The 8,943-nt window shown below is 73.2% G+C and carries 8 protein-coding genes; 6 read left to right on the forward strand and 2 right to left on the reverse strand.

The window, feature by feature from the left end:
* Positions 1-21 precede the first annotated feature (21 nt).
* Complete coding sequence (locus tag F4692_RS19180) at positions 22-813, reverse strand: DNA-formamidopyrimidine glycosylase family protein (protein WP_179621335.1); 792 nt, start codon at positions 811-813, stop codon at positions 22-24.
* On the reverse strand, positions 806-5,329 hold the full coding sequence (locus tag F4692_RS19185; protein WP_179621336.1) for an ATP-dependent helicase: 4,524 nt from the start codon (positions 5,327-5,329) through the stop codon (positions 806-808). Before F4692_RS19185 ends, F4692_RS19180 begins: the two co-directional genes overlap by 8 nt.
* A 182-nt stretch (positions 5,330-5,511) precedes the next feature.
* Between F4692_RS19185 and F4692_RS19190 the strand changes: the two genes are divergently transcribed.
* Genes F4692_RS19190 through F4692_RS19215 form a run of 6 tightly spaced genes read left to right on the forward strand, consistent with a single transcriptional unit; the run spans position 5,512 to position 8,852 of the window.
* Positions 5,512-5,835: a WXG100 family type VII secretion target gene (locus F4692_RS19190; protein WP_179621337.1), complete on the forward strand. Its 324-nt coding sequence runs from the start codon at positions 5,512-5,514 to the stop codon at positions 5,833-5,835.
* Between the two features lie 3 nt (positions 5,836-5,838).
* Positions 5,839-6,141 (forward strand): WXG100 family type VII secretion target, encoded by a 303-nt coding sequence (locus F4692_RS19195; RefSeq protein ID WP_179621338.1) that lies wholly within the window; start codon positions 5,839-5,841, stop codon positions 6,139-6,141.
* Positions 6,138-7,490, forward strand: coding sequence for an HNH/ENDO VII family nuclease (locus F4692_RS20740; RefSeq protein WP_218858783.1), 1,353 nt, complete (start codon positions 6,138-6,140; stop codon positions 7,488-7,490). Before F4692_RS19195 ends, F4692_RS20740 begins: the two co-directional genes overlap by 4 nt.
* 50 nt (positions 7,491-7,540) lie before the next feature.
* Positions 7,541-8,113, forward strand: coding sequence for an ankyrin repeat domain-containing protein (locus tag F4692_RS19205; protein WP_179621339.1), 573 nt, complete (start codon positions 7,541-7,543; stop codon positions 8,111-8,113).
* 48 nt (positions 8,114-8,161) lie between these two features.
* Entirely contained in the window at positions 8,162-8,512 is a 351-nt protein-coding gene (locus tag F4692_RS19210; protein ID WP_179621340.1) for a DUF2185 domain-containing protein, read from the forward strand.
* 1 nt (position 8,513) lies between these two features.
* Positions 8,514-8,852, forward strand: a complete 339-nt coding sequence (locus F4692_RS19215; protein ID WP_179621341.1) for a hypothetical protein — start codon at positions 8,514-8,516, stop codon at positions 8,850-8,852.
* Positions 8,853-8,943: the final 91 nt, after the last annotated feature.

Genomic DNA, 8,943 nt, shown 5'->3' on the forward strand with positions numbered 1-8,943 from the left:
CACCGCACGTCGCGTCCGACGTCAGCGCTCGGGCTGGCAGCTGGGGCACCAGTACGCCGCGCGCTCGCGTCCCGGCTCACCCTGCATCGTGACGACGATGGAGGTGCCGCACCGCCGGCACGGCGACCTGTCGCGTCGGTAGACCCACATCCGCTCGCGCTCGCGCAGGTTGCCCGTCGTCGACTGGATCGCGCGCTCCTTGTTGACCTCGAGCATCTGCTTGCCGCGCCGCACCAGCCGCGGGAGCTGCGCCACCGAGGCGACCGGCGCGGCCGGGTTCACCCCCATCGTGAAGCAGAGCTCGGCCATGTACATGTTGCCGATGCCGGCGAGGTTGCGCTGGTCGAGCAGCGCCTGTCCGATCGGACGGTCGGGCTGGTCGCGGAGGTTGGCCAGGGCACGCTCCTCGTCCCAGTCGTGACCGAGCAGGTCCGGACCGAGGTGGCCGACCACGTCGTGCTCGGCCGCACGCGGGATCAGCTCCACCACGCCGAGCTGGAAGCCGACCGCCTGGGTGCCCTGCACCCCCAGCACCACGCGGACCTGGACGTCGGGCCGGCGCCACCGCTCGCCGTCGGGGTAGACGTGCCACGAGCCCTCCATCTTGAGGTGCGTGTGGAGGGTCCACGGGCGCTCGTGGTCGATGCGGGTCAGCAGGTGCTTGCCGCGCGACAGCGTGCGCAGCACCGTGCCGCCCGTGAGGTCGTGGGTGGCGAACGCCGGCACGCGGAAGTCCGTGGTGGTGAGGACGTGGCCGCTCAGGGCGCGGTCGAGCTTGGCGGCCGCACGGTAGACGGTGTCGCCCTCAGGCACGCAGCCTCAGCCCCTTGGGCGTCGCCACGAACCCGGCGGCGGTCAGGGCGAGCCGGATGGGCGTCTCGCCGCCGCCGCCGATGAGCGCCTGGCCGTCGGCCTTCTCGACGGTGAGGCGCCCCAGCGCACCGCGGCGGGCGGCCTCGGCGAGGGCGGTCACCGCGGGGGTCAGCACGTCCTCGTCGTCGCTCCACGTGAGGAGCGTGCGGCCGCCGCGCTCGACGTAGACCGTCAGCGTGCCGTCGACGAGCACGACGAGGGCACCGGCCTTGCGTCCGGGGCGGTGGCCGGTGCGCTCGGCGTCACCGGCGTCGGGCCACGGGAGCGCTGCGCCGAAGACGTTGGCGGGATCGGTGGCGGCGAGGGCGACCACGGTCGACTTCGCGCCGGACCGGGCGCTGTCGGGCTCGGAGAAGGTCCGCAGCCGGTCGATCGCACCGGCACTGCCGAACTGCGCCGCCCCGAGGCCCTCGATGAAGTAGCCCCGACGGCAGCGTCCGGTGTCCTCGAAGGCGCTGAGGACCTTGTAGACGCCGGCGAAGCCGCCGGCGATCCGCTCGCTGACCACGGCGCCCCGCGTCACGACGCCGTGTCGCTCGAGGAGGTGCTCGGCGCGGGCGTGCGCGCGGCGGGTCGGGTCGCCGTCGCGGTCGGGCAGGATCGCCCACCGTCCGGCGGTCTCGGGAGGTCCGGACCGCACCGACATCCGCCCGCCGGTGGTGCGCCCCATCCGCGGAGGGGAGCGGCGCGAGCGGTGGGCGGGCGTACCGCTGCGGACGAGGGCGCGCAGCGGCGTCAGCGTGTCGTTGGTGACCCGCCCCTGCCAGACGAGGTCCCACAGCGCGGCGCTGAGGTCTGCGTCGGTGGTCGGACCGACCCGGTCGGCGAGCTGGCGGAAGAACCAGGCCCCGCCGGGGTCGAGCGCGTCGAGCACGGCGCGCTGGAGCCCGCTGGGCTCGTCGGCCTCCACCTCGGGCAGGGTGAGGTGCGCCTGGTCGGCGAGGTGGAGGCTGACCCACCCGTCGCTGCCGGGAAGGGGCGCGTGACCGGTCCAGATGACCTCGCCCGAGGCGGTCAGCTCGTCGAGCATCGACGGCTCGTAGTCCCGGACCCGGGCTGCGAGGACCAGCGGCTCGAGGGCGCTGGCCGGCACCGGGCAGCCGGCGAGCTGGTCGATCGCGGCGACCACGCCGTCGACCCCGCGCAGGGCCCCGCCGACGCGTTGCCACGCGGGGAGGAATCGGGCGACCGCGGCCTGGTCGACCGGCTCGATCTCCTGGCGCAGCCGGGCGAGGGAGCGCCGTCGCAGCTTGCGCAGCACCTCGGCGTCGCACCACTCGGTGCCCGAGCCGGACGGACGGAACTCCCCGTCGAGGACGCGGCCGCGGTGCGCGAGCCGTTGCAGGGTCTGCCGGGCGACGGCCTCGCCCAGGCCGAGGCGGGCTGCCACCTCGGTCGTCGTGAAGGGGCCGTGGCTGCGGGCGAAGCGGGAGACGAGGTCGCCGAGCGGGTCCTCGGGGAGCTGGAGGAACGCGTCGGGGGTGCCGACCGGGACCGGCACCCCGAGCCCGTCGCGCAGTCGCCCGACGTCCTCGATCGCGGTCCAGCGGTCCTCGCCGGCCATCCGCACCTGGATCACCCGGCGCCCGAGGGCCTCCAGCCATCCCTCGACGTCGGCCCCCTCGACCGAGCGGGCGCGGATCTCCTCCGTCGACAGCGGTCCGACCAGCCGGAGCAGGTCGGCCACGGCCTCGGCGTCGCGGGCGCGTCGGTCGGCGGCGAGCCACTGGAGCTCCGCCTCCACCTCGGCCAGCACCTCGGGATCGAGCAGCTCGCGCAGCTCCGCGCGTCCGAGCAGCTCGGCGAGCAGGCCCTGGTCGAGGGACAGCGCGGCTGCGCGCCGCTCGGCGATCGGGGAGTCGCCCTCGTAGACGAACTGGGCGACGTAGCCGAAGAGCAGGCTCCGGGCGAAGGGGCTGGGCTGGGTCGTGGCGACGTCGAGGACGGAGATCTCACGCCGCTGCACGCGCCCGAGGAGCGTGACCAGCGCGGGGAGGTCGTAGACGTCCTGGAGGCACTCGCGCACCGCCTCGAGCACGATCGGGAAGGCGGGGTACTGCGAGGCGACCTCGAGGAGCTGGGCGCTGCGCTGGCGCTGCTGCCACAGCGGGCTGCGGCGTCCGGGGTCACGACGCGGGAGCAGCAGGGCGCGGGCGGCGCACTCGCGGAAGCGGCTCGCGAACAGCGCCGACCCGCCCACCTCCTGGGTGACGAGCTGCTCGATCTCCTCGGGCTCGAAGACGATGACCTCGCCCGTCGGCGGCTCGGCGTCGGTGTCGGGGATCCGGATGACGATGCCGTCGTCGGAGGCGACCGCCTGCCCGTCGACGTCGAAGCGCTCGCGCAGACGGGCGTTGATCGCCAGCGCCCAGGGCGCGTGGACGGGCGTGCCGTAGGGGGAGTGGACGACGAGGCGCCAGTCGCCGAGCTCGTCGCGGAAGCGCTCGACGACGATCTGGGTGTCGTTGGGGACGACCTGGGTCGCCTCGCGCTGCTCGCCGATGTAGGTGACGAGGTTGGTGGCCGCGTTGGCGTCGAGCCCGCGTGCGCGGACCTGCTCGATGGCCTTCGCGGCCGGCTTGCCGGCGAGGTCGCGGGTGAGCTCGCCGACCGCCGCGCCGAGCTCCGCGGGCCGGCCGAGGGCGTCGCCCTTCCAGAAGGGCAGCCGCCCGGGGATGCCGGGCGCCGGTGTGACGAGGACGCGGTCGTGGGTGATGTCCTCGATGCGCCAGCTCGTCGCCCCGAGCGCGAAGACGTCGCCGACGCGCGACTCGTAGACCATCTCCTCGTCGAGCTCGCCCACCCGGCTGGCCTTCTCGCCGACGAGGAACACACCGAACAGCCCGCGGTCCGGGATGGTCCCGCCGCTGGTGACGGCGAGGCGTTGGGCCCCGGGGCGCCCGCTCAGGGTGCCGGTGACCCGGTCCCACACGATCCGCGGTCGCAGCTCGGCGAACTCGTCGCTGGGGTAGCGCCCGCTCAGCAGGTCGAGCGTCGCGTCGTACGCCGAGCGCGGGAGCTGGGTGTAGGACGCGGCGCGGGTGACGAGGGCGAAGAGCTCGTCGACCTGCCAGTCCTCCATGGCGAGCGCCGCGACGACCTGCTGGGCGAGGACGTCGAGCGGGTTGGTCGGCACGGTCATCTTCTCGATCGCGCCTGCGCGCATGCGCTCGACCGCGACGGCCGTCTGGGCCAGGTCGCCGCGGTGCTTGGGGAACAGCACGCCGCGGCTGGTCTCGCCCACCTGGTGCCCGGCGCGCCCGACCCGCTGGAGGGCGCTCGCGACGCTCGGCGGCGACTCGATCTGGATGACGAGGTCGACCGAGCCCATGTCGATGCCGAGCTCGAGGCTGCTGGTCGCGACCACGCAGGGGAGGCGCCCGCGCTTGAGGTCGTCCTCGATGACGGCCCGCTGCTCCTTGGAGACGGAGCCGTGGTGGGCCTTGGCGATGATCGTGTCCGCGCCGCTGCTCTGGCCGGACTGCGCCATCACCTGGGCGGGCGGCGTGCCGGCTGCCCGGGGCTCCGCCTCGGCGCCGGCCGCCCGTTCGGTGGCGATCTCGTTGAGCCGGGCGGTGAGTCGCTCGGCGAGGCGTCGGGAGTTGGCGAAGACGATGGTCGAGCTGTGCTGCTCCACGAGGTCGACGACGTGCTCCTCGACGTGGGGCCAGATGCTCGTCGAGCGACCGGGGTCGCCGGACTCCTCGTCGTACTGCTCGGGCATGGTCATGTCCTCGACGGGCACCACCACGCGCAGGTCCCACTCCTTGGTGCTCGGCGGGGAGACGATCTCGACCGGCTGGGTGCCGCCGAGGAACCGGGCGACCTCCTCGAGGGGGCGCACGGTCGCGCTCAGCCCGATGCGCTGGGCCGGCCGGTCCAGCAGCTGGTCGAGGCGCTCGAGGCTCAGCCCGAGGTGCGCGCCGCGCTTGGTCCCGGCGACGGCGTGGACCTCGTCGATGATCACCGTGTCGACGCCGCGCAGCGTCTCGCGCGCCTGGCTGGTCAGCATGAGGAACAGCGACTCGGGGGTCGTGATGAGGATGTCGGGCGGGGCGGTGCCGAGCTTGCGCCGGTCGGCCGGGCTCGTGTCGCCGGAGCGCAGGCCCACCGTCACGTCCGGGACGGTCGTCTCCAGCCGCTCCGCGGTGTTGCGGATGCCGGTCAGCGGGGCGCGGAGGTTGCGCTCGACGTCGACGCCGAGCGCCTTGAGGGGCGAGATGTAGAGGACGCGCGTGCGCCTCGACCTGTCGTCGGGCCGCTCGGTGCTCAGCAGGCGGTCGATGGCGTGGAGGAACGCGCTCAGCGTCTTGCCGCTGCCGGTGGGAGCGACCACGAGGGCGTGCCGGCCGGCCGCGATGGCGTCCCAGGCGCCCTCCTGCGCCGGGGTCGGGCTCGCGAAGGACGCCTCGAACCACGCGCGCGTGGCGGCGCTGAAGCGGTCGAGGGCGGTCATGTCGTGCAGTCTTGCACCGGGGTCCGACAGCGGCCCCGCCCGTCGGGCTGGTCCCGGGCGCCCGCCACCCGCCCCGCGAGGCGCCCGGTGCACAGGCGTACGCCCGAAACCGGCCGCTGCGAGGGTTCAGGGCCGTCTTGCCGGGGTAGACGCCCTCCACAGGCTCGGGCAGGAGGGTTGACGTGGAACAGGTGCAGGTGATGCACGCGGCCTTCGCGAAGGCGAAGGACGACGTGCACGACGCGGCGGAGCGGCTGCGCACCGACCGCAGCCAGATCGACGGACGCGTGCGCGGGTTCCTCGACTCGGGCTGGTCGGGCGAGGCCGCGGACTCGTTCTCCGAGGCGTGGGAGGAGTGGAAGGAGTCGGCGGGCGAGGTGCTGGCCGGGCTGACCGCGATGCGCGAGCTCCTCGACGAGACCCACCGCGACTTCATCGCCTCCGACGACTCCTCGCAGCAGCGCCTGGACGCCCTCTCGGCGCGCATCATCGACAGGCTGGGCTGACCCGTGGCGGGACGCGTCTTCACCATCGACACCGACGACCTCGACGCCGTGATCTCGGACGTCCAGGCGACCGAGAACGCCCTCGAGGCGCTGACGAACGACATCGAGAAGCAGGTCGCCGCCCTGCAGTCGGCGTGGGAGGGACTGGCGGCCGAGGCGCAGGCCGAGGCCCACCGCACGTGGGAGGAGGGCATGCGGGGCATGCGTGCCGCCCTCGCCGAGCTGCGTGCCTCGGCGCGCCATGCGCACACCAACTACACCGGCGCGGCGCAGGCCAACGTGTCGATGTGGGAGTCGCTGTCATGAGGATCGAGGTCGACTCGGGGGGCTACACCAGCGCGGCGTCCTTGCTGGCGACCGCCAACGGGCTGGCCGCGACCGCCTACGAGACGCTCACGGGCAAGCTCGGCGGGTTCGGCGGCATGGGCGGCGACGACAAGTCGTCGGAGGACTTCGTCCCCAACTACGACTCCGGTGCCGCCGCGGCGGTCACGGCGATGGCCGACCTCGTCACCGCGCTCGGGACGCTCGCGACCATCGCCGAGGCGTCCGGCGCCAACCACGCCGACGCGGACGCCGGCTCGGTCCACGGCAGGCGCGGCGGTGGCTCCGGTGCGGCGGAGGAGGTCGACCCCGTCGAGGTCGACCCCTACACGCCGCCCACGGCCTCCGGCGCCAACGCGGAGGACACGCCACAGTTCTGGGACGTCATCCTCGACTACCTCGAGGGCTACGCCTGGCCGGGCGCGGACACCGGGCGGCTGGGCGAGGCGGCGTCCGCCTGGGACGCCGCCGCCTCGTCGCTGGACCGGCTGGGCTCCTACTGCGAGGTCGCCACCACCCAGCTCGGCAACCAGCGCTCCCCGGAGATCCCCGCCGCCAAGAAGGCCGTGGGCGAGGTGAAGCAGGCCGCCTCCGACATCGCCGGCGCGTGCCGCGAGCTCGCCACCGCCTGCCGCGACTACGCCAACCAGGTCGAGGAGACCAAGAACACCGTCAAGGGCCTGATGAAGGACTTGGCCATCGAGGTCGGCGCCACCGCGGTCGTCGCCGGCATCGGCTCGTTCTTCACCGCGGGCCTCGCGGCAGGCGGCGGCGCGGCCGTCATCGCGGCCCGCGCCGCGAACTACGCCCGTCGCGTGATCACCGCGCTGTCGGCGATCCGCGCGGTCCGCGCCGTGTTCACCATCGTCCGCACGGTCGACAAGCTCACCGACGTCACCCGCGTCCTGCGCAAGTTCCGCTCCGCCAGGGCGATGCGTCGCCGGCCCACCGGCAAGCTGCCCGACACGGGCAAGCCCAACTCCTACGGCTACGACAAGAACGGCAAGCGCCTGCCGTACGCCAACTCCCGTCCCGGCTACGGCAAGGGCCAGGTCGACGAGGTCTGGGAGAACGCGAAGGACGCCAACGGCGACGTCTGGGTGCTCGACAAGGACGGCAACCGGGTCAAGATCGAGTGGCAGCCCGGGGACTCCCGCAGGGACGTGTGGGACATGGGCCACCTGCCCGGTGAGGAGTACCGGAAACTGCGCGACGACTACCTGTCGGGCAAGATCTCCAAGGAGGAGTTCCTGCGCCGGTACCGCGACCCGGACAACTACGAGGTGGCGCACCCGGGCAGGAACCGTTCGCACGTCGACGAGGAACCCTAGGCAGCACACGACCCGCAGAGGTCCGGACCGAGAGGTAGGCCCAGCCACCCATGGGACTGTTCAACCGCAGCAAGCCGCGCGACACCGACGCCCTGCACGCCGCACTGACGCACGGCACCCTCGCCGAGCTCGAGAAGGTGTACGAGCCTGCCTGGGTCGACCTCCAGCTCGAGTCCGGGACGCTGCTCACCCTGGCGCTGTCGAACAAGGACACCGCCCAGCGGGTGGCGATGGCGAACCGCCTGCTCGACGACGGTGCGGACGTCACGAAGGGGCAACCCCTGCACGTCCTGCTCGGCCGCAACCAGCACGACTTCACCGCCGAGGCACCGCTCCTCGCGCGGATGCTCGACGCCGGCGCCGACGTCAACGAGGGCCACAAGAAGTTCGGCACCCCGCTGGAGACCATCGCCGCGAAGTTCAAGTTCAGCGACGCCGACCTGGCCCCGTTCTACGACGTCCTGCTGGCGCGACCCGACCTCGACCTGCTGCAGGACAGCATCTTCGGGCGTACGGTCCTGGGCAACCTGCGCCACTGGTCGGGCGGTCGCGGCGAGCTCGTCGTGCGCGCGGAGCAGACCCTCACCGACCGGGGGATCCCCGTCCCGCCACCCGCGCAGTAACCCTCCCGGGCGAGCAGCACCCACCCCACCGAGAGTCGAGGAGCCCTCATGGCGATCGAGTTCATCCCCCGAGCGGGCGCCTGCCTGGTGTCGAAGAACGTGCTGTCCGGGGCCGGGCGCATCAAGTGGATGGTGCGTGAGGAGTCCCGGGCCGCCGCGGACAACGGGTGGCGCATCTTCTCCGACATCGACACCACCGAGTACCTCCACGACGCCAACAACCTCGTCATCACGGACTTCAACTCGGTCTGCGAGCTCGAACCGGCGCTCATCGGCATCTGGGACCTGCCCGTGGGCTCCGACCTCCAGGTGGTCGACGAGGGCAACGGCATCGAGATCGTCGTCACGGCCACCGGGCAGCCGGTCCCCGAGGACCAGCTGTACGTCCCGGGGAGCTGACGTGTCCTGGCAGCCGCACCCGGAGGGGGAGACCGGCCCCGAGGACCAGTTCCTCTCCTTCACCGGCGACCGGTCCTCCGCGGCACGCCTCAGGGCCAACCTGACGCGGATCGCGGAGGACCACCCCGGCACCGCCCTCGCGTCCAGGCTGGCCGAGGTGCAGGCCGGGAGGCGCCCGATCCGCGACCTCGCCGACGACCCGGAGTTCGCCGAGGTCATCGCGACCGGGATCGACGACTACCGCAGCTACGTGGCGTCGCTGACCCCGGAGGAGCGCGCCACGATGGTCGCGGACGCCGTGGACGCGAACCGGGCGGACGTCGAGCGCCGCGACCGCTAGGTGTAGTTCCCCGTGACGTTGTGAATGCGGTCTGCGGGGACGAGGCCCTCGATGCCGGTGTGGGGTCGGTGGTGATTGTAGAAGTGGAGCC

The sequence above is a fragment of the Nocardioides cavernae genome (assembly GCF_013410035.1).
GTDB lineage: Bacteria > Actinomycetota > Actinomycetes > Propionibacteriales > Nocardioidaceae > Nocardioides > Nocardioides cavernae_A.